This window comes from Olsenella uli, assembly GCF_016900775.1.
GTDB classification, from domain to species: domain Bacteria; phylum Actinomycetota; class Coriobacteriia; order Coriobacteriales; family Atopobiaceae; genus Thermophilibacter; species Thermophilibacter uli_A.
Genome location: NZ_JACJKN010000005.1, coordinates 108,834 through 130,697, shown reverse-complemented (window position 1 = coordinate 130,697; position 21,864 = coordinate 108,834). Strand labels below are relative to the sequence as shown.

Here is a 21,864-nt window from a genome sequence, read left to right as displayed (position 1 = left end):
GTTTCACAGCATGATCAAGATCGCCAAGTTCGGCGGCTCGTCCGTCGCGTCCGCCGAGCAGTTCCGCAAGGTCAAGGCCATCGTCGAGGCCGACCCCGACCGCCGCTTCGTGGTGGTGTCCGCGGCCGGCAAGCGCTTCTCGGCAGACAACAAGGTCACCGACCTCCTGCTGCTGGTGAACGCCCACATCCAGTACCACGTGGACTGCACCGCGCTTCTCGCGGACATCGAGCAGCGCTTCGTCGAGATAGCCGACGAGCTGGGCCTCAAGTGGCCGGTGCACGAGAAGTTCCAGACCTTCGCCCGGAACATCAAGAAGCACTCGCCCGAGTACATCGTGGCGCGCGGCGAGTGGTTCACGGCGCACCTCATGGCCGAGTACCTTGACCTGCCCTTCGTCGACGCGGCCGACGTCGTGGTCTTCCACCACGACGGCAACGTGGACATGGAGCGCACCGCGGCGCGCCTCAAGGACGTCATGGTGCGCAAGGGCTGCTTCGTGCTGCCCGGCTTCTACGGCGCCACGGTGGACGGCCAGATCAAGCTCTTCCAGCGAGGCGGCGGCGACATCACGGGCGCCATCCTCGCGCGCTGCATCGACGCCGGCCTCTACGAGAACTGGACCGACGTCTCGGGCTTCCTCTCCGCGGACCCGCGCATCGTCGACCACCCGCGCTCGATCCGCCGCATCACCTTCGACGAGATGCGCGAGCTCTCCTACATGGGCGCCTCGGTCCTGCAGGAGGAGGCCATCTTCCCGGTGCGCGAGGTGAACATCCCCATCCAGATCAAGAACACCAACCGGCCCGAGGACGAGGGCACCATCATCCGCGAGAAGGCGCGCATCGGCGAGGACGAGCACCTCATCACCGGCATCGCCGGCAAGCGCGACTTCATCTCCGTGCACGTGAAGAAGGCGCACATGTCCGGCGAGGTGGGCTTTGTGCGCCGGGCGCTCTCGATCTTCGAGCGCTACGGCATCTCGGTCGAGCACATCCCCACGGGCGTGGACTCGTTCTCCGTGGTGGTCAACGGCGCCGACGTCAAGGACTCGATCTACTCCATCGTGACCGACATCCGCCGCGAGCTCGAGCCCGACGACATCACCATGGTGGACAAGCTCGCGCTGCTCTCCGTGGTGGGTCGCAACATGTCCAAGCGTTCCGGCACCTCGGGCAAGATCTTCGGCGCGCTCGGCGAGGCGGGCGTCAACATCCGCATGATCACGCAGAGCTCGCAGGAGATCTCCATCATCATGGGCGTCAACAACGAGGACTTCGACCGTGCCGTCCAGGTGATCTACGACCGCTTCGTCCGCGACGAGATGGTCACCACCAGCTGATGCCTAAAAGGGGACAGGCCCCTTTTAGGCAAGTTTTCCGGCCTCCAGCAGAAAGGAACCGCCATGAGCGAGAAGACCGTTGCCATCCTGGGCGCCACCGGCGTGGTGGGCCAGCAGATGCTCCAGTGCCTCGAGGAGCGCGGCTTCCCCGTGGGCAAGCTCGTGCCGCTGGCGAGCCAGCGCTCCGTCGACGCGGGCAAGACCGTGCGCTTTGCCGGCGAGGACGTGCCCGTGCGCCTGGCCGAGCCCGACGCCTTCGAGGGCGTTGACATCGTCCTCGGCGCGGCCGACGACGCCACGGCCCGCGCGCTCCTGCCGGAGGCCGTCCGCCGCGGTGCCGTGTGCGTGGACAACTCCCACGCCTTCCGCCTGGACGCCGACGTGCCGCTCGTCGTGCCGGAGATCAACGCCGCCGACATCGCGGGCCACCACGGCATCATCGCCAACCCCAACTGCGCCACGATCATCGGCCTCGTGCCCGTGTGGCCGCTCCACCAGCTCGCGGGCGTGACGCGCCTCGTCGTCTCCACCTACCAGGCCGCCTCGGGCGCTGGCAAGCCCGGCCTCGACGAGCTCGTGCGCGAGATCGGCTGCGTGGCGGCCGGAAAGCCCGTGGGGGAGACCGCGCCCTTCCAGTACCAGCTCGCTGAGAACCTCATCCCGCAGATCGGCGGCTTCAAGGACGAGGGCTACACCTCCGAGGAGCTCAAGATGCTCAACGAGGGCCGCAAGATCATGCACCTCCCCGAGCTGCGCGTGAACTGCACCTGCGTCCGCGTGCCGGTGGTGCGCTCGCACTCCGAGTCCATCACGGCCGAGTTCGAGCGGCCCCTCTCCGTGGAGGAGGCGCGCGCCGCGCTCGAGGCCGCGCCGGGCGTGCGCGTGGTGGACGAGCCGGCCGCGAGTCGCTACCCCATGCCGCTCGAGACCTCCGACCAGGACCTCGTCTACGTCGGCCGCATCCGCCGCGACCTCTCCGCGCCGGAGGGCGTCTCCGCGTTCACCTTCTGGTGCTGCGGCGACCAGATCCGCAAGGGCGCGGCGACCAACGCCGTGCAGATCGCGGAGTACCTGGTCTAGCAGGCGCGGCGGGGCGAGAAGGACGGGCGGGCCTGGGGTCGGCGGTCCTTCTCGCCCCGCCGCGCGCCTCGGCCGCCGCGTTTCCGGCCCCGCCGCCCGAACCCCTTGCGATTGGGTGGCATCTTTGATGCCCCTCGGGGTCAGGTGAGCCCGGCGGGTCGTTATGAGGTTCTTCTCGCCACGTTTTCTGGGCGATTGGGTGGCATGCCTGATGCCGTCGCGGCGTGGGTATCAAAGATGCCACCCAACGGCGGGGGACTTCTGCCGGGAGCGGGCCTCGGGAAGGCGCACGAGGGCCGCGGCACACAATCGCGCGGGAAACGTGGCAAGTGGCGTGGCGCCTCCCGCGTCGGGGTCGCCCGCTTCTCGCGCCCGGACAGGGCGGAGCCGCCCGCACGCATGACGGATGGGGGATGTCCATGACGCTTCTCGCGCGCTATCACCTGCCGGGACTTCTCGTGGAGGACCGCTCGGTCGAGGTCCCGCTCGACTGGTCGGGCCGCCGCTTCCCCGGCCGCTCGACCAGCCTCTTCTACCGCGTGCTCTGCTCGCCGGAGAACGCCGGGCGCGACCTGCCGTACCTCGTGTTCCTCCAGGGCGGCCCCGGCGGGGCGTGCCCGCGGCTCACCTCGCCGGAAAGCGATGGCTGGGTCGAGGAGGCCGTCCGCCACTTCCGCGTGGTCCTTCCGGATCAGCGCGGCACCGGGCGCTCCGGGCGCGTGGACGGGTTCGTGGTCGCGCGCGAGGGAGACGCCCGCGCGCAGGCCGACTACCTTCGCCTCTTTCTTGCCGACTCGATCGTGCGCGACCTCGAGCACCTGCGGGTGCACGAGCTCGGCGGCGCGTGCTGGGTGACGCTCGGCCAGAGCTACGGCGGCTTTCTCACCCTCGCGTACCTCTCGGCCTTCCCCGGCGCGGCGCGGGCGAGCTTCGTCTGCGGCGGCATCCCGCACGTGCCCGCGAGCGCGGACGAGGTCTACGCGCACACCTTCCCGCGCATGGCCGCCAAGACGCGCCTCCTCTACGAGCGCTACCCGCAGGACGAGGAGCGCCTCTCGCTGCTTGCCGACCGCGCCGCCGCAGGTGACCTCACGCTGCCCGACGGCTCCCCGCTCACGGTCAGGCGGCTCCAGTCGCTCGGCCAGGGGCTGGGGATGAAGCCCGGCCACGAGCGGCTGCACAACCTGCTTGACCTTGCGTTTACCGCGGGAGACGGCAGCGCTGCGGCCGCGCTCGACGCGGCGGGCGGGGATCCCGCGCGCGTTGAGGTGTCAGCGGCGTTCCTCGCGGGGGCGTGGTCGGCGACCAACGTCGTGGCCAACCCGCTCTACTGGGTGCTCCAGGAGCTCATCTACGCGGACGGCGAGCTCGAGCGGCCGGTCGCGTGGGCCGCGGAGCGCGCGCTGCGGGAGCGCCTGGAGTTCTCGCCCGAGGCCCGTCCGCTCATGCTCACCGGCGAGGCGTGCTTCCCGTGGATGTTCGAGGAGATGCCGGAGCTGCGCCCCTTCGCCGGCGCGATGGACGCCCTCATGGGGGAGACCTCCTTCGGGCGGCTCTACGACCCGGAGGTCCTTCTCGCCAACGAGACCCCGCTCCAGGCCGCGGTCTACCACGACGACCTCTACGTGGACGCGGGCCTGCAGCTGGACACGCTCTCGCGCGTGGGAGCGAGCCACGCCTGGGTGACCAACGAGTTCGAGCACGACGGCGTGCACGGCGGCCAGGTGCTCAGGCGCCTGCTGGAGATGGCCCGCGACCGCGGCGACCTGGATGGCGTGCTGTAGGGGACGTCGCGAAGCGTGGCGCGGAGGGGCGCGCGGCGAGAAGGACCGCCCGCTAGAACCTCGCCAGCACCTCGGACGTGAGGCGCTCCGCCACGGCGACGGCCACCTCGGCCGCGGCGCGCACGTCGTCGACGCGGCAGATAGCCGTCCCGGCGTGCACGTAGCGGCACGGCACGCCCGCCACCACGCAGGGGACGTCGAGCTGGTGCACGGGCCCGCCGTCGGTGCCGCCGCCCTCGCGCACGGAGGTCTGCGCGGCAATCCCCGCCGCCTCAGCCACGCCCAGAACGAAGCGCTGGTAGCGCGGATGCGTGATCATGCAGCGGTCGAAGTAGCGAAACATCGGGCCCCGGCCCAGCGCGGCCTGCACCTCGTCGGGCGGGCAGAACGTGTCGTCCGCGGGGCAGCCCTCAAAGAGGAACGCCGCGTCGGGCGAGAAGCGCCGCGCGGCCGCAGCCACCCCGCGCTCGCCGACCTCCTCCTGCGCGGAGATCGAGGCCACCACGTCGACGGGCAGGTCGTCGCGGCGTGAGAGCTCGCGCAGGGCGAGCAGCATCGCGCACACGCCCGCGCGGCAGTCGAACGCCTTGCCAAGGGCCACCCCGCGCGCCGCGTCGTAGGAAAACGCCGTGTCCGGCACGATCGGCTCGCCCATGCCCATGTGGAACGCGTTGACCGCCTCCTCGTACGAGCGCGCGCCCACGTCCAGGATGAGGGCGGTCCTTCCCGAGGCGCGCTCGGCCTCGCTCAGGAAGTGCGGCGGCTTCACGCCTACCACGCCGCGCACCCAGGAGCCGTCGGTCGCGCGCACCCACACGCCCTGGCCGGCGAGCGTCCCCGGCGTGAAGCGGCCCAGCTCGACGAAGCTCATCGTGCCGTTGGAGAGCACGGCCTTGACCATGCCGCCCACCTCGTCTCCGTGGGCGTCCAGCATGAGGACGGGCTTCTCGCCGGTGAAGTTCTTCGGCGTGATGAGGCCGTCGCGCAGCGTGTTCTCCTCGAACGTGGCCCAGCCCTCGCAGAACGCGCGCGCCACCGCGAGCGTCTCGTCCTCAAAGCCGGACGGCGCCTTCGCGTTGGAGAGCGCGCCGAGAAGCGCCACGAGCTCGTCGTTGCTGACGTCCATGGGAGTCCTTTCGCCGGGTGCAAAAGGGACAGGCACTTTTGCACGCTTTTCCACGTCGAACGACGGCGTGCCGAGGTAGCGAGAGCCGTCGTCTCCGACTGTGCCCCCACAGTATAATCTGGCACAGCCCCTCCGCCGGCGCGTGCGTTCGGGCGGGGCGGAATGCGAGGAACGGTCCCGGGAGATAGGCGGCCAGGTCGGCTTTTCTGGGGGTTCGACCACATTAAGGGGGTAGTCTCGTTGGCCTCGAGTCCCATTCTCGAGTCTGTTGCTGGCAGAAGGAGGCAAGAACGCCTCAGGTTGCCATGATCAGTTCCCACCAACCAACGCTAGGCGAGAAGAACGGAGCGCCCGATGACCGAAGACATGCCCAGTTGGGCCGCGTGGGGGAGCCTCGCGGAGGAGGAGCTCGCCAGCGAGGCGGAGGCACTGCTGCGCGAGAGCCGCGCGCGCCCGTTGACCGCAGGCGCGTGCAGGCGCTGCTGGACCTCTACGGGCAGCGCTACGACACGCTGCCGGCGCGCATCCGGTGCATCGTGGGGAAGATTGAAGTCGAGGACTGACCGCGCACCTGACGGAAGGGGGCGCATCTGGAGGCGCGCAACGGGGGCCGTGCGAAGGGGCAACCACTTTTGCACGCCCCCCTGCGCGCTGCCCTCTGCCGAGGGGGTGGGGCCTCTGGCAGAGTCGATCGTCCTTCTCGTCCCGGGCGGCCGGTAGAATGCTACCAACCAGTCCGATGGGAGGTGCACCATGGCTAACCTGCTGAAGGATCGCTACGACGCGCTGGTCGCCACGTGGGTGGCGCTTCCGGAGGAGCGCCAGGAGAAGCTGCTTGCCGACTTCGTGCCCGACTATGTCTACAACTCCGAGAAGATAGAGAACGAGGAGCTCACGTTTGCCACCGTGAGCCAGATCGTCAAGGGCGACGCCGTCGAGGGCTACACCGGCGACATCCAGGTGCTCGTCGAGGCGCGCAACCTCAAGGTCTCCTGGGACCTTGCCCGCATCAAGCTCGCCGAGGACCCCTGCCTCTCCGAGGAGCTCATCCAGGAGGCCCAGGGCCTCGTGACCATGGGGACGTACAAGGAGAAGCTCCTGCTCGCCGGCGAGCGTCCGGGCACGTTCAAGCTGGACAACTACGTGGGCGGGCCGGCTGCCGTGGGCATCCCGGCGGTCGAGGTGCCGCACGCGGTGGGCGTCCTCGCGGACGACGTGAACACGGAGCTCGAGGCCGGGGGGCGCCATCTCACCATCGCCGCCTACCTCCACGCGCGGCTCTCCGAGATTCACCCCTTCGCGGACGGTAACGGCCGCACCGCGCGCCTGCTCATGAACGGCGTCTTGCTTGCCATGGGGATGCCGCCCATCGTGATCCGCGCGCAGGACCATGGCGCCTACCACGCGGCGCTCGACGTCTTCCACCTTGAGGGGGACCTCAGCCCGTTCCGCCGGTTCCTCCGCAACGAGACGCTGCTCACCTGGGAGGGCCTGCTCGACTAGCATGGCGGGAAACCCCTTCGACCTCAACCGGGACGGCCGCTGGTCCACGTCGGAGCGCGCGTTCGCGCACTACGGCGCGGGCCCGCTCATGCGTGGCGGCGGAGGCGGGCGGGCCGGATGCGGCGGCTGCGCGGTCGTCCTTCTCGCCCTGCTGGCGGCCGTCCTTCTCGCCCTCGCGATGTGAAGATGCAATCTCCTCAAAAAAGTGCTTGCATCGCGCGCCCGGGTTTTGCATAATAGTCGAGCTGCTTGAAGAGGTGGCCAAAAATGGTGGGTGTAGCTCAGTTGGCAGAGCGACGGACTGTGGCTCCGTAGGTCGAGGGTTCGAGACCCTTCGCCCACCCCATTTAATCGAATACGGATCGTTAGCTCAGCTGGTAGAGCAGGGGACTCTTAATCCCAAGGTCCAGGGTTCGAACCCCTGACGATCCACCACTTTTGGATCGTTAGCTCAGCTGGTAGAGCAGGGGACTCTTAATCCCAAGGTCCAGGGTTCGAACCCCTGACGATCCACCACGATAGATTCGGCCGGGTGCCTTTGGGTGCCCGGCCGTTTTGCGTTGCGTCGGGCGTGGGGTCTTGGCGAGGCCCCTCCGACGAGCATGTCCCGGCGCACGGTTTTGCCCGATCTAGCCTCGTTTCCGTGCGCATAGGCATGCTCAGCAGAAGCGTACGAATAGACATGCTCAAGGCCGAGCAAAAGCGCGGAGGGGCGAGAAGAACGTGTGTCCGAGCATTCCCCGGCGCACGGACGCGCCGAGCATGCCCCACGGCACGGAACTGGGCCTGCGGACGGAAGAACCGTGCGCCACGGCATGCTCGCGCCGCAGCTCTCAACCGCGCCGCGAGCCCGGCGCAGGCCGGCGATTCCGTCCGGGCCGCATGGTACCCTTCCGGTGAGAGAGTCGGAGGGAGGCGCATGGCAAGAAGGAAGGCAATGCGGGGAGGGGCGGCGCGGCTGCCCCGGAGCTGGCCCGCGCGCGTCGTAGCGCTCGCGTTCGTGGCGCTCCTGGCGCTCGGGGCCGCGGGGGCCCTCCCAGGCATCCCGGGCTGGCCGTGGACGGAGGGGCCGGCGCGCCTCTCGGAGCGTCAGGCGGGCTACACCGCCTGGGACCCCGCGCAGAGCCCGGACTACTACCGCGTGGTCGGGACCGCCGTCGTGGACGTGGAGCTGGAGCCGGGGGAGGCACGCTACGAGGGGCTCGACGCGCTCGGCCGCACGGGCCGCGCGGTCGCGCTCGTCACGCCCGAGATGGCCGAGGCGGGCTCCGGGAGGGAGCGTGAGGACATCTCGGACATCCACCCCGCGGGATGGGGGCACAACCGCGAGGTGGACATCACGAACCCCGACGGCTCCGCCTATCACGGGCACCTCTTCAACCGCAGCCACCTGCTCGCCAAGTCCCTCGGCGGCGATGACGCGGACTACAATCTGGTGACGGGCACGCGCACGCAGAACGTGGGCGACAACACGGGCCAGGACGGCGGCATGGCCTTCACCGAGGGCCTCGCCCGCGACTGGCTGCGTGAGCACCCGGGCGGCGCCGTCTACTACTCGGCGACGCCCGTCTACGAGGCCGACGAGCTGCTGCCGCGGAGCGTCATCGTGGACGTGCGCAGCTCGGACGGCGCGGTGGACCTCGAGGTTGAGGTCTACAACGCCGCCGCGGGGTATGACATCGACTACGCGACGGGGCGCTTCTCCGCCGCGGGGGAGTGAGGGCACATGTCTGAGGGGCTTGACGCCATCGCGGCCGCGCTCGAGCCGGACGAGGTCCTGCTGGAGCGGGTGGTCGAGAAGAACGTGGAGTGGGAGGGGAGGATCTTCTCCGTGGAGCACCTGCGGGTGGGGCTCTCCGACGGATCCCTCGACTGGCGCGAGGTGGTGCGCCACCACGGCGGCGCCGGCGTGGTGGCGGTGCGCGACGGGCTCGTGTGCCTGGTGCGCCAGTATCGCGTGGCGCTGGGGCGGATGACGCTCGAGATTCCCGCCGGCAAGGTGGACCCGGACGAGCCGCGAGACGTCTGTGCCGCCCGCGAGCTCACCGAGGAGACGGGGCTCGTGGCCGACCGCCTTGAGCTCCTCGCCGAGTCCTACGGCGCCCCCGGCTTCACGAACGAGCACACCTCGGTGTACTTCGCCCACGGCCTCACGCAGGGCGAGGCCGCGCCCGACGAGGGCGAGTTCCTGAACGTCCTGTGGGTGCCCGTGGAGGACGCGGTGGAGGCCATCCGCCTCGGCCTCATCGACGATGCCAAGACCGTGACCGGCATTCTCGCGGCGCGCGCCTACGGGTTGCTATAGAATGTCCACGCGGCATGCCGCGAAGCGCGCCCTTAGCTCAGTTGGATAGAGCCGCGGACTTCTAATCCGAAGGTCGGGGGTTCGAATCCCTCAGGGCGCACCACGACCGCTCCGGGCCGGGCCCCTTGGGCCCGGCCCGTTCTCTTGTCCGGCGCCGAGCGTTCTTCTCGCCCCGCGCCTCCTTCCCCTCTCTCGCCCCCGAGGTACGCACGTGTGAGATGGTTCCCCGTTTTCCGCGCGCCCGCGGGGGCCGGGACGCCCCTTTGGCGGAAATCATTATGCCGTATGGGCAATTTCCGGTTTGTCGCCGCGACGTTATGCGGCATACTTGAGTCCGTGAGTCTGCCCGTTGGAAGGAGCGCGCGTTGATTTACACAATGACGTTGAACCCTGCCCTTGACTACGTCATGCATCCCCTGACGCTGGACATGGGCTTCACCAACAGGTCCTCGAACGAGGAGCTGCACTGCGGCGGCAACGGCATCAACATCTCGACCTTGCTCAACGAGCTCGACGTCCCCAGCATCGCGATGGGCATCGCCGCCGGCTTCACCGGCGACTACCTCCTGCATCGCCTGCAGGAGAAGGGCATCGCGAGCAACTTCGTCATCCTCGACCGCGGCTACACGCGAATCAACGTCAAGCTCAACGGCATCGTCATGACGATGGTCAACGGCATGGGCCCCAAGATCCCTGAGAAGAAGGTCAACGAGCTTCTCGAGCGCATGGACATCGTCGGCTCCGATGACACGCTCGTCCTCACGGGCTCGATTCCCAACTCGCTCCCCGAGGACATGTACATGCAGATCATGCGCCGTCTCGGCGGGCGCGGCATCCAGTTCGTCGTGGACGCCCCCGGCCAGCTCCTGATGGAGTCCCTCGAGGCGCACCCGTTCCTCATCAAGCCCAACAACCACGAGGTCGGCCGCATCTTCGGCGTGGAGATCGAGGAGCCCGACGAGTGCATGCCGTACGCCCACAAGCTCCAGGACGCCGGCGCGCGCAACGTCATCATCTCCTGCGGCGGCCACGGCTCGCTGCTGCTCGACGAGAACGGCGCCGAGCACGTGGTCCCCACCGCCAAGATTCGCCTGGTCAACGCCACCGGCGCCGGCGACTCCATGGTCGGCGGCTTCCTGGCCCAGGTCACGCGCGGCGTCGACTACGAGACCGCGCTCATCTTCGCCTCCGCCTGCGGCACCGCAACGGCCGCGAGCAAGGGCATCGCCAAGCGCTCGACGATCGACCGCGTCGTCGGCGCGCTCTACAAGAAGATGGGCCGCGCCATCCCTGGCTCCATCGCGCGCGACATGGAGGCCAACAAGGCGCGCGAGGAGGCGCGCGAGGAGGCCGAGAAGGCGGAGAAGTAGCCGCTCGGCCCTTTGCCGGGCCTCCGGCGCTGCTCGGTGCTTCCGCCCCACGGGGCGAGCTCATAATGGGAAGTGGCCGTGCGAGCGGCCAGGAAGTAGGGGGAAGAGATGTACGAGGGAGTCAACGCATCTGACGGCATTGGCATCGGCGTCGCGCGTGTTGCCGTGGAGCCCGACCTGAGCTTCACGCCGCACAAGCCCGAGGACGCCGGCGACGAGAAGCAACGCTACGCCGCGGCCGTCGCCAAGTTCATCGAGCAGACCAACGCCCAGATCGAGCGCATGAAGGTGACGGTGGGCGAGGAGGCCGCCGCCATCATGGGCGCTCACATCGAGTTTGCGGAGGACGACGGCATCAAGGACATGGTCAACGGCTCCATCGAGAGCGGCATGTGCGCCGAGCAGGCCGTCTCCGAGGCCTATGACATGTACTACAACATGTTCTCCAACATGGAGGACGAGCTCTTCCGCGAGCGCGCGGCCGACGTCGCCGACGTCAAGACCGGGCTTCTCGCCGACCTTCTGGGCAAGGAGGTCGTCGACCTCTCCACGCTGCCCGAGAACTCCGTCGTCGTGGTCCACGAGCTCACGCCGTCCATGACCGCTGACATCGACAAGGACAACGTCGCCGCCATCGTCACCGAGACCGGCGGGCGCACCTCCCACTCCGCCATCATCGCCCGCGCGCTCGAGATTCCCGCCGTGCTCTCTGTGGCCGACGTCACCAAGAACATCAAGAGCGGCGACATGGTCATCGTCGACGGCTCGCGCGGCCGCGTGCTCGTGAACCCCGGCGACAATGACCTCTCGCACTACCGCGCCAAGGCCAAGCAGTACGCCGAGGAGAAGGCCGCGCTCGAGGCCTATCGCGGCAAGCCCACCGTCACCGGCGACGGCGAGACCGTCCTTCTCGTGGCCAACATCGGCAACCCGGATGACGCCAACGTCGCCGCCGAGCACGACTGCGAGGGCGTGGGCCTGTTCCGCTCCGAGTTCCTGTTCATGGACGCCAAGGAGCTCCCGACCGAGGACGAGCAGTTCGCCGCGTACCAGAAGGTCGCGCTGCGCATGAAGGACCAGCCGGTCATCATCCGCACGCTCGACGTGGGCGGCGACAAGGAGATTCCGTACATGAACCTCCAGAAGGAGGAGAACCCCTTCATGGGGTACCGTGCGGTGCGCTACTGCCTCGCTAACCCCGACCAGTACAAGGTCCAGCTCACGGCGCTGCTGCGCGCCTCCGCCTTCGGCGACATCAAGATCATGGTGCCGCTCGTCACCAACCTTGACGAGATTCGCCAGGTCAAGGCGCTCGTCGAGGAGTGCAAGGCCGAGCTCGACGCCCGCGGCGTGTCCTACAACAAGGACATCGAGGTCGGCACGATGATCGAGACCCCGGCGGCCTCGCTGATCGCCGACGACCTCGCGGCCGAGTGCGACTTCTTCTCCATCGGCACCAACGACCTCATCGGCTACACCATGTGCGCCGACCGCGGCAACGACCGCGTGGCCTACCTCTACGACGTCTACCAGCCCGCGGTGCTGCGCTCGCTCAAGCGCATCATCGAGGAGGGCCGCAAGGCCGGCATCATGGTGGGCATGTGCGGCGAGGCCGCGGCCGACCCGCTGCTCATCCCGGTGCTGCTCTCCTTTGGCCTGAACGAGTTCTCCGTGTCCGCTCCGTCGATTCTGCGCACGCGCCGCATCATCTCCGAGTGGACCAAGGCCGACGCCGACGCCCTCACCGAGAAGGTCATGAAGCTCAAGACCGCCGCTGAGGTCAAGGCCATGCTCCAGGCCGCCGCCCGCTAGCCTGTAAATTGGGGACAGTCCCCAATTAGCACAAACTTTTGATGCCGTCCGCCGAACCGTTGGCGGGCGGCGTCTTCTTTAGATTTTCTTGCCGAGTATGTTTCCTCGCACGCCGTCGAGGGGAGGAGACATGCCGAGGGGGCCGAGGGAGCTTTCGGAGCAGGGGTTCTACCACGTCATCATGAGAGGGACGGGCAAGCAGGTCATCTTTGAGGACGAGGGCGACTACGAGGCGTTTCTTTGGACGCTGCGGCGCGCGCTTGAGCGGTTCTCGCTGAGCGTGATGGCATGGTGCCTCATGAGCAACCACGTGCACCTGCTCGTCGCCGACGCCAAGGGGGAGCTGAGCGGGTTCGTGCATCTGGTGTCGACCACGTATGCGCGTCACTTCAACGAGCGATGGGGGCACGTCGGGCACGTCTTCGCCTCGCGGTTCACGAGCGTTGCCGTACGGACCGACGCGCAGCTGCTCGTCACGATGAGGTACATCCACCGCAACCCGAGCAAGGCCGGGGTGGCGGACCATCGAGACTACCGATGGAGCAGCTACTCCGAGTACGTCGGCGCTCCGGGCATCTGCGAGACTGGCATGGTTCTGGACATGCTCGGAGGGGCTCCCGGCTTTTGCGCGTTCGTCGACGACCCAAAGGCCGCCCCGTACTACCCGAGGGCCTCCTCGCGGATTCCCGACGAGGATGCGATCGAGGCGGCCTCGGCCGCGATCTGGCCCGAGACGCTTGACGGCTTGAAGACGATGGCCCCGGCGGTGAGGGCCGGCCTCCTCCGCAAGCTCGACGAGGCGGGCCTCTCCGTCAGGCAGATGGGGAGGCTGACGGGCCTGGGCCGCTATGCGATCGAGAAGGCCCTGCATCAAAAATGTGTGTGAATTGGGGACTGTCCCCAATTAGCAGATGACGCGGAGGGCGTCGGGGATGACGTCGATCTGGTAGCGGGTGCCGGTGAGGCGCTCGCCGTCGACCTGGCAGGGCGGCTCGACGGCGAAGTCCAGCTCGGCGTGGCGGATGCGGCGCAGGCGCACGACGCGCGAGCGCGCGTGACGCCCCGTCCGCGCGAGGCCGAAGAGCGCGAGCAGGTGGGGGAGCGCGGGCCTGCGGACGTTGTAGCAGACGTCGAGCAGGCCGTCCGAGGGGTCGGCGTCGGGGCAGATCTTGAAGCCGCCGCCGTAGCTCGGCCCCACCTGCACGGCGAAGATGAGCGCGGAGAGCTCGAGCGGCGGCTCGTCGTCGAGGCGGGCCGTACAGGGGAAGCCCCTCCCGGCGCGGGAGAGGATCTTGAGCCCCGAGGTGACGAAGAGCGCCTCGCCCTCCTGCGAGGTGTTGGCGGCGCGCCGGTCGGTGGTGTCGAGCGCGATCGCCGCGTCGAGGCCGAAGGAGAGCGTCTGCATGAAGTGGGTGCCGTTCACGCGGCCGACCTCGACGGGCCGCGCGGACCCGCGCACGAGCTGGGCGAACGCGGCCTCGACGTCGTTTCTCGCCATGCCGAGCGTTCGGGCGTAGTCGTTGCCTGAGCCGAGCGGAATCACGCCAAGCTGGGGGCGCCCGTCGCGCGGCCGGCGCATGAGGCCGTTCACCACCTCGTGGATGACGCCGTCGCCGCCGAGCGCGACGACGGTGTCAAAGCCGTCCGCGTCCGCGGCCATGCCCTCGGCCTCGCCGGGGCCGCCCGTGAGGCGAATCTCGTAGCCGTCCGTGACCGAGGCGTAGCTGCCGAGGAAGCGTTCGGCGAACTGCGCCCCGGCGGCGCCCTTCCCGCTGTGGGCGGCGGGGTTTGCTATCAGCAGCGTGCGTCCGAGCGGGGAGTCAGCCATGCGTGCCCTTCTCGAGGTTCTTCTCGCCTCGATTGTACGACAGGCGCCCCTCTCCGCCGCCTATGGCTTTGGGACGTCAACGGGCCCGAGGTAGACCCTGCCCCCGGAGACGAGGAGCGGGTACGCGACGATGGGCAGGACGACGAGCCCCGCCGCAAGGCCCGGCCCCGACCCGAACGCCCGCGCGAGCCGCTCGCTCACCACGAGCTGTGCCACGAGCCACAGCACGGAGACGAGCGAGGCGAGCCACTCCGTCTCGAGGTGCCGCCCCAGCCCGAGGAGGTCCGAGAGGAGGGCCGCGGCGCTCGCGGCGGTGGCGAGGGAGCACAGCGCGCGGCTTCCGGACGCGCCGCGCGCGACCTCCCAGGTCGAGAGGACCGGGACGAGCGCGGCCCAGTGCCTCATGCCCATCTTCTCCAGGGCGACCCACCTGCCGGCGACGGTGGCGAGCGACAGGATTGCGATCGCGGGAAGCCAGAGCGCCGCGAGCGAGCTGCTGACAAAGACGGCCTCCATGGCGGCCTCCCTCTCCGGCGGATGCGGTTTTCCCGCCCGGGCGACGTACGGGATTTCTGTAAATTGGGGCTGTCCCCATTTTACAGATTGCCCGCCGCCGCGCGCTCGCCTATACTTTCCACTTGCGACCGGGGCGTGGCGCAGCTTGGTAGCGCATCTGCTTTGGGAGCAGAGGGTCGCTGGTTCGAATCCAGTCGCCCCGACCACCGCATGCGGGTGTGGTTCAATGGTAGAACCTCAGCCTTCCAAGCTGATGACGCGGGTTCGATTCCCGTCACCCGCTCCAGAATCTGACGAGCCCGGGCCCTGCGTCCGGGCTCTTTTGCTAATTGGCGTGCTAATTGGGGACGGAAATAACCCGTCCCCAAATGACAGAACGCGCACGTGTGGATTGCCCCTGTGTTTCGTGTGTACGGATGATTTCGCGCGAGGTTCGATGCCGTTACGCTTGTGCGCCTGAATTTGCGCGGATGCGTTTCGCACACGTATCCTCTCTTCCGGAACTTCGGTCGCGCGCCCTGCCGCGGCCTGCCGCCAAACGAGGGGAGAACACCATGACGTATTCCGAGAGAGTCATCGCCGACCTCGAGGCCCGCTATCCCGAGCAGCTCGAGTTCATCCAGGCGGCCAAGGAGGTCCTCGAGACCCTGCAGCCCGCGCTCGACGCCCACCCCGAGTACGAGGAGGCGGCGCTGCTCGAGCGCATCGTCGAGCCCGAGCGCGTGGTCATGTTCCGCGTGCCGTGGGTCGACGACGAGGGCAAGGTCCAGGTCAACCGCGGCTACCGTGTGGAGTTCAACTCCGCCATTGGCCCCTACAAGGGCGGCCTGCGCTTCAACCCCACCGTCACCGTGGGCATGCTCAAGTTCCTGGGCTTCGAGCAGATCTTCAAGAACAGCCTGACCACGCTGCCCATGGGCGGCGGCAAGGGCGGCGCCGACTTCGACCCCAAGGGCAAGTCCAACCGCGAGGTCATGGCCTTCTGCCAGTCCTTCATGACTGAGCTCTGCCGCCACATCGGCCCCAACACCGACGTGCCGGCCGGTGACCTGGGCGTGGGCGGCCGCGAGGTGGCCTACATGTTCGGCCAGTACAAGCGCATCAGGAACGAGTGGACCGGCGTCCTCACGGGCAAGGGCCTCACCTTCGGCGGCTCGCTCGCCCGCACCGAGGCCACCGGCTACGGCCTGGTCTACTTCGTCGACGAGTACCTCAAGAGCGCCGGCGACTCCTTCGAGGGCAAGAAGGTCGTCGTCCACGGCTCCGGCAACGTGGCCATCTACGCCATCCAGAAGGTCGCCCAGCTCGGCGGCATCGTCGTCGCCTGCTCCGACACCAAGGGCTGGGTCGAGGACGCCGAGGGCATCGACTACCAGGTGCTCGAGCACATCTACAACAAGAAGCGCTCCGGCCACGACCAGGGCGTGAGCCTGGCCATGTACGTTGACGAGCGCCCGAACGCCGTCTGGCACGAGGGCGACGGCCGCGGCGTCTGGCAGCTCCCCTGCGACATCGCGCTGCCCTGCGCCCGCGAGAACACCCTCACCCTCGAGGACGCCCAGGCGCTCGTGGCTAACGGCTGCAAGGTCGTCGGCGAGGGCGCGAACATGCCCACCACGCCGGACGCCACCACCTACCTCATGGAGAACGGCGTCGCCTTCATGCCCGGCAAGGCCGCCAACGCCGGCGGCGTGCTCGTGTCCGGCCTCGAGATGAGCCAGAACGCCGAGCACCTCTCCTGGACCTTCGAGGAGGTCGACGGCAAGCTCGAGAGCCTCATGCGCGGCATGTTCCACAACGTGGACGACACCGCCCGCGAGTACGGCCACGAGGGCAACTTCGTCATGGGCGCCAACATCGCCGGCTTCCTCAAGGTCGCCGAGGCCATGATGGCCCAGGGCGTGTGCTAACCAACGGCAGACGAGTTCAACGGCGCGCGGCCTGCAGCTTGCTGAGCTAGCGGCGCGCCGAAGGGGAACCGCGCAGCAGCGGCGGAGGAGCAAGTCCCTCCGCCGCTGTTTTTTCATGGCGCGGGGCCGAACGGCGTGCCCAGCGCCCCCGTGCATTCCCCTTATACTGGGGCTTGTATATACGTGGTCGGGAGCCGCTTGGGAAACAAAGGGGCTCGACAAGTACCGAGGAGGCTCCATGCTGTGTCCGCATTGCAAGCAATCCGTTCCTGACGATGCGAGGAGGTGCCCCGCGTGCGGTGCGGAACTTGGCGGGCCGCCTTCTCCCTTGTCCGCCGCGCAGTCCGATTTCGCGTTCGGGTACGAGGACGGGAGCGGTCGGGGCTCCCGTCCTGCGTCTCCCTTCGCTTCGTCGCAGGCGTCCGCCGGCGACCATGTGCCCGCTGAAGATCCGGCGCCCGCCGAGAAGGCGTCGTCCGGAAACTGGTGGGATGGACCGGCGTCCGGCGGGAAGGCGCCCTCCGGCGCCGCCGGCGAGGGGCGTCCCGGTCAGGACGCCGCACCCGAGCCCCCGTTCGACCAGCCCCGGGATCCGTGGTCTGCCGGCGCCCCCAAGGCCAAGAGGCGCGTGCCGGTGGTCCCCGTGGCGGTGGCCGTCGTCGTGGTGCTGGTTGCCGTGCTCGGCTTCTTCGGGGTCTCCCGGTTGCTGGGCGGCGGCAGCGGCGCGCCCGCGGGCGGCGACGCCTCGTACTACGGCACCCTGGATCCCGACAAGTACAGCCTGCAGGAGGCCCAGCTCGATCTCGATGACTGCTACGAGTTCGAGTTTCCGCTCGACGAGGGCATCGAGATGACCTTCGATAGCTTCGATCAGATCGGCAACACGAATCCCTACGACGTCGCGCGAGTCTACACCGACAGCTCGTTCTCGCACGAGTTCCCGACCTCGGTCACGATGTTCGAAAGCGATGACGGCTCGAACGCCCTCTATGTGGCGCCCGCCGACCCCCGGGTGCGTGACGAGAACGGTAACGACACCGACGAGATCGATCTCTTCCATCTTGATGACGCCGAGTCAGACGAGTTTGTTCCGTTAGGGCGTTGGTACGGCTCTGGCGGCTACTACCTGGTGCGCTACATCGGCTCGGACGGAAAGAAGCTCGACAAGCCCGAGGTCACCTATTTCACGGTTGCCAACGATATCGACAAGGACGAGAACGCGCTCGCCGAGCCAGACAACGTCCAGGTCAACGTTACCGACACCGGCACGCTTTCAATCTCATGGGATCCGGTTGAGGGTGCAGACCACTACGAGGTATACCTTTCCGCCGTCAATGAGACGGCAGCTGCTGTCTTAGACCGCTATACCTATGACCTGCTCGCCTCGACGCAGGATACCTCGATCGACACCGCCGACTACGACACCGATGCCGCTGAGTTCAACCAGATGATGCAGGATGACGGGGTGGCCGGAACCTTCCAGCAGAACGGCCGCTTCGACGAGCTTCTCGTCGGGGAGTCCGAGGACGAGATTCTTGAGAATCGCCAGGACGCCGCCTCCGGACAGCAGGGCCTCGAGGTTGCCGACTACGTTCCCAATACCGACCATGTCAAGGACGCGTCCATCTCGGTGATCGCGGTCGGGGCGGACGGGGACACCCAGTCGCCCTTCGACTTCCAGAACATCAACGACCTCCTGGGCAAGATGCCGCTCGAATCTGCGACCTACAGCGCGCTCATCTACCAGGGATCGGACACCGAGCCCGATCAGGCCACCGATCCGGTCGGTTACATGAAGTGGCGCCTGTTCGAGTACGTCTCCATGGCAGACGGCACGGTGGGCATCCAGCGTCTCCAGCTCGACTACGACAACGCGCGGACCGACAACGAGTACCTCACGTACGGTCCGGACGAGCAGCATCTCACCACGGGCAACGTCGACATGTACGTGATCCCCTACACGGTGCCGGGCACCGCGCTCTCCGGCGAGCTGGGCGTGCTCGCGCCGTACTGGCCGGGCGGTATCGAGTCGGTCAAGCAGGCGGCCACGCAGGCACTCGACGAGCTCCAGCGCGAGAACCCGCCGTCAGGCATGCCCACGCGCATCGACGCCGAGGACGGCATCGACTGGGACGCCGTCCAGGCGAGCCAGCAGCCCTCGACCGCGATGCCCGACGTGCCCTATGAGATCAACGCCTCGTCCGACCTCGTGCGCTTCATCGCGGCCAACCTGCTCGCGGGCAACACCTACCTCGACGTCACCGACTACGCGAACGCCGCGGGCACCGCGAACACCGCGAACGTCGCGGACGCGCTCTTCGAGGCGTGCGCCCAGAACCCGCTCATCTTCAACGGGAACCCCACCTACCAGGTGACGCGCCGCGACGGCAGGATGCTCCTCACCGTCACCAGCCTGACCCCGTGGAAGCAGGTCAACGACCAGGACGTCCTGAACGAGCAGCGCCAGCAGGTGAGCGACAAGGCCGACGAGATCATCGGCGAGATCATCACCGACGGCATGTCCGACGCCGACAAGGTGCGCGCCATCAACGGCTACATCGCTGAGAACCTGTGGTACAACTACGACGCCATCAGCTCCGGGAGCTTCTCGATGGACGCGGCGACGCAGGACCCGTCCACCGTGCGCACGCTCATTCTCGACGGCGGCTCGATCTGCTCCGGCTACGCGCAGTCCTTCAAGCTCCTCGCCGACCGCGCAGGCCTCGAGTCGGTGTACGCCACCGGCAACGTGCCGCCCCAGCCCGGCGTCTACGCGACCGACCATGCCTGGAACCTCGTGAACATCGACGGCAGCTGGGTCGTGGTCGACCCGACCTGGAACGACCCGGGCGACCAGTCCAACACCGCCTCGACCGACGAGTACATGATGCTCGCCCAGGACGATCCGGCGCTCCAAGGCCGCTCGTACAACTCGTCGTGGATGGCCGACACGCTCATCTCCGACTACATCGACCCGAGCCTGCTCTCGGCATAAGACAGGTAGTAGCAAAGGGGGACGGGTCATTTCTCTCAGAGAATTTGGGACAGGTCCCGCGGGCGGCCCGTCCGAACCTGTCCCAAAAACTCTGAGAGAAATGACCCGTCCCCAAATGGAGGAGAGATGGGACTTAACGAGACGCCGTCGGGCGAGCGCACGCACATCGGGTTCTTTGGCGTGCGCAACGCCGGCAAGTCAAGCGTGGTGAACGCGGTGACCGGCCAGGAGCTGTCCGTGGTCTCCGAGGTACGCGGCACCACGACGGACCCGGTGCGCAAGGCGATGGAGCTCCTGCCGCTGGGCCCGGTCGTCATCGTCGACACGCCCGGGGTGGACGACGAGGGCGCGCTCGGCGCCCGGCGCGTGGAGCGAGCGCGGCGGGCGCTCGCGACCTGTGACGTCGCGGTGCTCGTCGTGGACGGCGCGCGTGGCCTCTCGGAGGCTGACCGCGCGCTGCTCTCCGTCATCGAGGGTCGCGGCGTCCCGTATGTCGTGGCCTGGAACAAGTGCGACCTGCCGGCCGCCCGCGCGGCTCTCGCGGCGCTTGCCGAGAAGGGTCCCGCGCTTGCCGCGCGTACGGTCGCGGTGAGCGCGCGGACGGGGGAGGGCGTGCGCGAGCTCAAGGAGCGCCTCGCCCGGGTCGTGCCGGTCGGGACGCCGCGGCGCGTTGTCGCCGACCTCGTGCCCGCCGGAAGCGCCGTGGTGCTTGTCTGCCCGATCGACGCCTCCGCGCCCCGGGGCCGCCTCATCCTCCCGCAGCAGCTTGTGATCCGCGACCTCCTCGACGCCGGATGCGTGCCCGTGACCTGCCGAGAGACCGAGCTCTCCCGCGCGCTCGACGCGCTTGTCGGGCCTCCCGCGCTCGTGGTGACGGACTCGCAGGTGTTTGGCCCCGTCTCGCGCGTCGTGCCCGCCGACGTACCGCTGACGTCCTTCTCGATCCTCATGCTGCGCTACAAGGGGGACCTCGTGTCCGCCGTCGCCGGCGCCGCTGCGCTCGACCGCCTGCGCGACGGTGACCGCGTGCTCGTGAGCGAGGGGTGCACGCACCACCGGCAGTGCGAGGACATCGGCACCGTCAAGCTGCCCGCCTGGCTCTCCGCGCACACGAAGGCGAAGCTCGAGCTTGCCTTCACGAGCGGCGCGGACTTTCCCGAGGACCTCACACCCTTCTCGGCCGTCGTCCACTGTGGCGGCTGCACGCTCACCGCGCGCGAGATGCGCGCCCGTCAGGCGCGCGCCGAGGCGCAGGGGGTCCCGATGACCAACTACGGTGTCGCGATCGCCCACATGCACGGGATCTTGCGCCGCAGCCTCTCCCCCTTCCCGGAGGCGCTCGCCGCGCTGTAGCGGTTTGGGGACGGGTTATTTCTCTCAGAGGCTTTGGGGCAGGCCGGCCTGCCCCAAAGGGGCTGCGGTGAATAACCCGTCCCCAAACCGCAGACCACCACCTTGCTATGATGAGACGGTCCAGCTATGAGGAAGGAGGCTTGGTGGGGACCCCCAAGTACTATCAGATCGAGAACCTCCTGAGAGACGAGATCGAGGGGGGATCCTTCGAGCCGGGAGACCGCTTCTACAGCAACGCCGAGCTGATCGAGCGCTTTGGCGTGAGCTCGATCACCGTGATCCGCGCGGTTGGCGACCTCGTTTCCGAGGGGCTGCTCGTGCGCCAGCAGGGCAAGGGGACCTTCGTGTCGCACTCCCGCTCGCGCCGCCGCCGTCCCGTGCTTATGAGCGAGATAGAGGTCTACAGCGGTCAGGACGAGGGGGAGCGCACCACGGTCCTGTCCCTCGAGCGCGTCTCGGGCCCCGCGCGAGACGAGGGCGTGGTCTCCACGCTCGGCCTCGACGAGGGGGGAGGCTACTGTGTGATCGAGCGCGTGCGCAGCTTCCGCGGCGTGCCCTTCCAGTTCCAGACGTCATACATCCCGGCGCGCTTCATCCGGCAGGACGTCGAGCCCTCCTACTATGCCTCAATCTACCGGCGCTTCCGCGAGGACTTTGGCATCCGCCTCTCGCGGGAGGCCTCGCAGGAGTTCGTGCGGGTGTGCCTGGACGTGCCCGAGCGCGTCCGCTCGTGCCTCGGGATCGAGCCGGGGACGCCCTGCGTGCACAAGAACCACACCACCACGCTTCCCAGCGGCGAGGTGGCCGAGTACATAGAGATGTACAAGCGCTGGGACTACTTCGAGATGATGATCGAGGAGGTCGCGCGCTAGCGCCGCCGAGAAGGCCCTCGCGCCGCGAGTCGCAAAACGACGGCCCGCCCCCGAGGGGGTGGGCCGTC

At 68.3% G+C, this 21,864-nt stretch carries 17 protein-coding genes and 6 tRNA genes; 20 read left to right on the top strand and 3 right to left on the bottom strand.

Translation table 11 applies throughout. The features are described 5' to 3' along the window. Positions 1-10: 10 nt before the first annotated feature. The 3 genes from H6A23_RS04950 to H6A23_RS04940 all read left to right on the top strand — a co-directional run bounded on the left by H6A23_RS04950 (position 11) and on the right by H6A23_RS04940 (position 4,206). A complete protein-coding gene (locus H6A23_RS04950; protein ID WP_204831082.1) occupies positions 11-1,342 on the top strand; it encodes an aspartate kinase in 1,332 nt (443 codons plus the stop codon). 63 nt (positions 1,343-1,405) lie between these two features. After that, positions 1,406-2,422 carry an aspartate-semialdehyde dehydrogenase gene (locus tag H6A23_RS04945; protein WP_204831081.1) on the top strand — a complete coding sequence of 339 codons (1,017 nt, stop codon included), beginning with the start codon at positions 1,406-1,408 and terminating at the stop codon, positions 2,420-2,422. A 413-nt stretch (positions 2,423-2,835) separates the two neighbouring features. Then, complete coding sequence (locus H6A23_RS04940) at positions 2,836-4,206, top strand: alpha/beta fold hydrolase (protein ID WP_204831080.1); 1,371 nt, start codon at positions 2,836-2,838, stop codon at positions 4,204-4,206. 52 nt (positions 4,207-4,258) lie between these two features. Here H6A23_RS04940 and H6A23_RS04935 read toward each other — a convergent pair whose 3' ends face one another. Further along, positions 4,259-5,332 (bottom strand): M42 family metallopeptidase, encoded by a 1,074-nt coding sequence (locus H6A23_RS04935; protein ID WP_204831079.1) that lies wholly within the window; start codon positions 5,330-5,332, stop codon positions 4,259-4,261. A 753-nt stretch (positions 5,333-6,085) separates the two neighbouring features. Here H6A23_RS04935 and H6A23_RS04930 point away from each other — a divergent pair. From H6A23_RS04930 to H6A23_RS04880, 11 genes are all read left to right on the top strand, one after another. After that, a complete protein-coding gene (locus tag H6A23_RS04930) occupies positions 6,086-6,835 on the top strand; it encodes a Fic family protein (RefSeq protein ID WP_204831078.1) in 750 nt (249 codons plus the stop codon). Position 6,836: 1 nt separating this feature from the next. Further along, complete coding sequence (locus tag H6A23_RS04925; protein WP_204831077.1) at positions 6,837-7,019, top strand: hypothetical protein; 183 nt, start codon at positions 6,837-6,839, stop codon at positions 7,017-7,019. A gap of 86 nt (positions 7,020-7,105) precedes the next feature. Then, positions 7,106-7,181 (top strand) — tRNA-His (locus H6A23_RS04920). A 13-nt stretch (positions 7,182-7,194) separates the two neighbouring features. After that, positions 7,195-7,270, top strand: a tRNA-Lys gene (locus H6A23_RS04915). 5 nt (positions 7,271-7,275) lie between these two features. Further along, positions 7,276-7,351, top strand: a tRNA-Lys gene (locus H6A23_RS04910). 403 nt (positions 7,352-7,754) lie between these two features. Beyond that, positions 7,755-8,555 (top strand): DNA/RNA non-specific endonuclease, encoded by an 801-nt coding sequence (locus tag H6A23_RS04905; protein WP_204831076.1) that lies wholly within the window; start codon positions 7,755-7,757, stop codon positions 8,553-8,555. Between the two features lie 6 nt (positions 8,556-8,561). Further along, positions 8,562-9,140 carry an NUDIX hydrolase gene (locus tag H6A23_RS04900; RefSeq protein ID WP_204831075.1) on the top strand — a complete coding sequence of 193 codons (579 nt, stop codon included), beginning with the start codon at positions 8,562-8,564 and terminating at the stop codon, positions 9,138-9,140. A gap of 26 nt (positions 9,141-9,166) precedes the next feature. Continuing rightward, a tRNA-Arg gene (locus H6A23_RS04895) sits at positions 9,167-9,243 on the top strand. Between the two features lie 262 nt (positions 9,244-9,505). After that, positions 9,506-10,510, top strand: coding sequence for a 1-phosphofructokinase family hexose kinase (locus H6A23_RS04890; protein WP_204831074.1), 1,005 nt, complete (start codon positions 9,506-9,508; stop codon positions 10,508-10,510). A 108-nt stretch (positions 10,511-10,618) separates the two neighbouring features. After that, positions 10,619-12,322 (top strand): phosphoenolpyruvate--protein phosphotransferase, encoded by a 1,704-nt coding sequence (gene ptsP, locus H6A23_RS04885; protein WP_204831073.1) that lies wholly within the window; start codon positions 10,619-10,621, stop codon positions 12,320-12,322. Between the two features lie 130 nt (positions 12,323-12,452). Beyond that, positions 12,453-13,208 carry a transposase gene (locus tag H6A23_RS04880; RefSeq protein WP_204831072.1) on the top strand — a complete coding sequence of 252 codons (756 nt, stop codon included), beginning with the start codon at positions 12,453-12,455 and terminating at the stop codon, positions 13,206-13,208. An 18-nt stretch (positions 13,209-13,226) separates the two neighbouring features. On the opposite strand, the gene H6A23_RS04875 is transcribed toward H6A23_RS04880, so the two are convergent. Continuing rightward, a complete protein-coding gene (locus H6A23_RS04875) occupies positions 13,227-14,150 on the bottom strand; it encodes a diacylglycerol/lipid kinase family protein (RefSeq protein WP_204831071.1) in 924 nt (307 codons plus the stop codon). Between the two features lie 60 nt (positions 14,151-14,210). After that, on the bottom strand, positions 14,211-14,666 hold the full coding sequence (locus H6A23_RS04870; RefSeq protein ID WP_204831070.1) for a DUF5684 domain-containing protein: 456 nt from the start codon (positions 14,664-14,666) through the stop codon (positions 14,211-14,213). A 129-nt stretch (positions 14,667-14,795) separates the two neighbouring features. Between H6A23_RS04870 and H6A23_RS04865 the strand changes: the two genes are divergently transcribed. The 6 genes from H6A23_RS04865 to H6A23_RS04840 all read left to right on the top strand — a co-directional run bounded on the left by H6A23_RS04865 (position 14,796) and on the right by H6A23_RS04840 (position 21,796). After that, a tRNA-Pro gene (locus tag H6A23_RS04865) sits at positions 14,796-14,872 on the top strand. A gap of 6 nt (positions 14,873-14,878) precedes the next feature. Further along, positions 14,879-14,952: transfer RNA gene (locus H6A23_RS04860), tRNA-Gly, on the top strand. Positions 14,953-15,220: 268 nt separating this feature from the next. Then, positions 15,221-16,576 (top strand): NADP-specific glutamate dehydrogenase, encoded by a 1,356-nt coding sequence (gdhA, locus tag H6A23_RS04855; RefSeq protein ID WP_204831069.1) that lies wholly within the window; start codon positions 15,221-15,223, stop codon positions 16,574-16,576. A gap of 436 nt (positions 16,577-17,012) precedes the next feature. After that, a complete protein-coding gene (locus H6A23_RS11670) occupies positions 17,013-19,571 on the top strand; it encodes a transglutaminase domain-containing protein (RefSeq protein ID WP_204831068.1) in 2,559 nt (852 codons plus the stop codon). 126 nt (positions 19,572-19,697) lie between these two features. Beyond that, entirely contained in the window at positions 19,698-20,924 is a 1,227-nt protein-coding gene (hydF, locus tag H6A23_RS04845) for a [FeFe] hydrogenase H-cluster maturation GTPase HydF (protein WP_204831067.1), read from the top strand. A gap of 143 nt (positions 20,925-21,067) precedes the next feature. Continuing rightward, positions 21,068-21,796: a GntR family transcriptional regulator gene (locus H6A23_RS04840; RefSeq protein WP_321051147.1), complete on the top strand. Its 729-nt coding sequence runs from the start codon at positions 21,068-21,070 to the stop codon at positions 21,794-21,796. Positions 21,797-21,864: the final 68 nt, after the last annotated feature.

Excerpts from the sequence above, each read along its gene's own strand:
- H6A23_RS04950 (WP_204831082.1), top strand. The coding sequence starts at position 11 with ATGATCAAGATCGCCAAGTTCGGCGGCTCGTCCGTCGCGTCCGCCGAG.
- H6A23_RS04945 (WP_204831081.1), top strand. The coding sequence starts at position 1,406 with ATGAGCGAGAAGACCGTTGCCATCCTGGGCGCCACCGGCGTGGTGGGC.
- H6A23_RS04940 (WP_204831080.1), top strand. The coding sequence starts at position 2,836 with ATGTCCATGACGCTTCTCGCGCGCTATCACCTGCCGGGACTTCTCGTG.
- H6A23_RS04935 (WP_204831079.1), bottom strand. The coding sequence starts at position 5,332 with ATGGACGTCAGCAACGACGAGCTCGTGGCGCTTCTCGGCGCGCTCTCC.
- H6A23_RS04930 (WP_204831078.1), top strand. The coding sequence starts at position 6,086 with ATGGCTAACCTGCTGAAGGATCGCTACGACGCGCTGGTCGCCACGTGG.
- H6A23_RS04925 (WP_204831077.1), top strand. The coding sequence starts at position 6,837 with ATGGCGGGAAACCCCTTCGACCTCAACCGGGACGGCCGCTGGTCCACG.
- H6A23_RS04905 (WP_204831076.1), top strand. The coding sequence starts at position 7,755 with ATGGCAAGAAGGAAGGCAATGCGGGGAGGGGCGGCGCGGCTGCCCCGG.
- H6A23_RS04900 (WP_204831075.1), top strand. The coding sequence starts at position 8,562 with ATGTCTGAGGGGCTTGACGCCATCGCGGCCGCGCTCGAGCCGGACGAG.
- ptsP (WP_204831073.1), top strand. The coding sequence starts at position 10,619 with ATGTACGAGGGAGTCAACGCATCTGACGGCATTGGCATCGGCGTCGCG.
- H6A23_RS04880 (WP_204831072.1), top strand. The coding sequence starts at position 12,453 with ATGCCGAGGGGGCCGAGGGAGCTTTCGGAGCAGGGGTTCTACCACGTC.
- H6A23_RS04875 (WP_204831071.1), bottom strand. The coding sequence starts at position 14,150 with ATGGCTGACTCCCCGCTCGGACGCACGCTGCTGATAGCAAACCCCGCC.
- H6A23_RS04870 (WP_204831070.1), bottom strand. The coding sequence starts at position 14,666 with ATGGAGGCCGTCTTTGTCAGCAGCTCGCTCGCGGCGCTCTGGCTTCCC.
- gdhA (WP_204831069.1), top strand. The coding sequence starts at position 15,221 with ATGACGTATTCCGAGAGAGTCATCGCCGACCTCGAGGCCCGCTATCCC.
- hydF (WP_204831067.1), top strand. The coding sequence starts at position 19,698 with ATGGGACTTAACGAGACGCCGTCGGGCGAGCGCACGCACATCGGGTTC.